This window comes from Sinorhizobium terangae, assembly GCF_009601505.1.
Taxonomy (GTDB): Bacteria; Pseudomonadota; Alphaproteobacteria; order Rhizobiales; family Rhizobiaceae; genus Sinorhizobium; species Sinorhizobium terangae.
In genome coordinates, this window is the sequence record NZ_WITC01000072.1 from 1 (window position 1) to 1256 (window position 1256).

Here is a 1256-nt window from a genome sequence, read left to right on the forward strand (position 1 = left end):
TACCCCATCCGTCGTCCTGCGAAGGACATCTTTCCACCGGCGGCGGAATCTTCTTGTCTCCTCTGATTCTCGTTACCCTGATTGCCAATTACGCAGCGACAGGCAAGCTCTCCCGTGTCCAGCAGAATTCGGTTCCGTCACTCCACATGCGATGCATGATCACCGCAAGCCGTCGGGCCAAGGCGACAACCGCCTTTTGCCTGCCGCGGCGTTTGGCGATATTCATCGCCCAGGCTCTTAGCCACGACCATTTCTTAACATTTGCCAGCAGGACTTGCGCTGCTTCGTAAAGCAGGGATCGCATCATCGCGTCACCACAACAGGATACTCGCCCGACCCGTTTGCTTTCACCAGACTCGTTCAGTCTCGGCGTCAGGCCGAGCACAGAACCGACCGCTTTTGAATGTGCAAACCGCGCAGGAATATCGATGGTTGCCGTATAGGTGAGTGCGACAACGGGGCCGACGCCGGGGATCGTCGTCAACCGGCGGCAGACTTCATCTTCACGGACCAAATCCAAAACCTTCTTGTGCAGCCTGGTGAACTCTTCACGCAGCAGTTTGCGTGCAGTCAACAAAGGCTGCATGATTTCGCGAAGCTCAGGTCTGTCTTCGACGAGCTCTTTGATCCGCTCCTCGAATTTGACCTTGCCGACCAATCCGACTTTCAGGCCGAAGTTTCGCAACAATCCGCGAATGTCATTCTCGATGGCGATGGCTTTTTCCTGCAAGAGTTTGCGCGCGGTCAGCAATGCCCGGTGCTTCTGGCTCGTCAGTGTCTTCACATGCACAGGCCGATAGAGATTGACGCGCATCATCTGGGCTATGCCACGCGCGTCGTTGCGGTCCGTCTTGTTCGGTTGAGCTTTCAAAAATGCCTTGGCATGCCTGGTCTCGATGCAGATCACGGGCAATCCTGCCTTCGCAAGTCCTTCATAAAGCCATTGCGACAGTGGTCCGGCTTCAAGACCGATCCGCTCAATCTGCCACTTCGGGTCCTTCATCACCAAGATCAAATCATCAGGGTGAGTGGCAACCTTCGTCTCCCGGCAAATCTTGCCTGTTTCATCAACAATGCAAACCGCGGTCTCTTTCACCGACACATCCAGTGCACAATAGTGTTTCATGTTGCGCTTCTCCCTTTGATGTTTGAGGCTGTTGAAAGACATGACCTCGTTTTACCATCAGCCAGAAGCGCAGCACCGCAATCCACCATGGTCAACGATGAGGCGCAAAGCCGAATATCCCATCTAATCG

Annotated in this window: 1 protein-coding gene; it reads right to left on the bottom strand. The window is 54.5% G+C overall.

Translation table 11 applies throughout. From position 1 onward, the window contains the following. Positions 1-88: 88 nt before the first annotated feature. Positions 89-1126, bottom strand: a complete 1038-nt coding sequence (locus tag GHK62_RS35385) for an IS110 family RNA-guided transposase (RefSeq protein WP_153440666.1) — start codon at positions 1124-1126, stop codon at positions 89-91. Between the last annotated feature and the right edge of the window lie 130 nt (positions 1127-1256).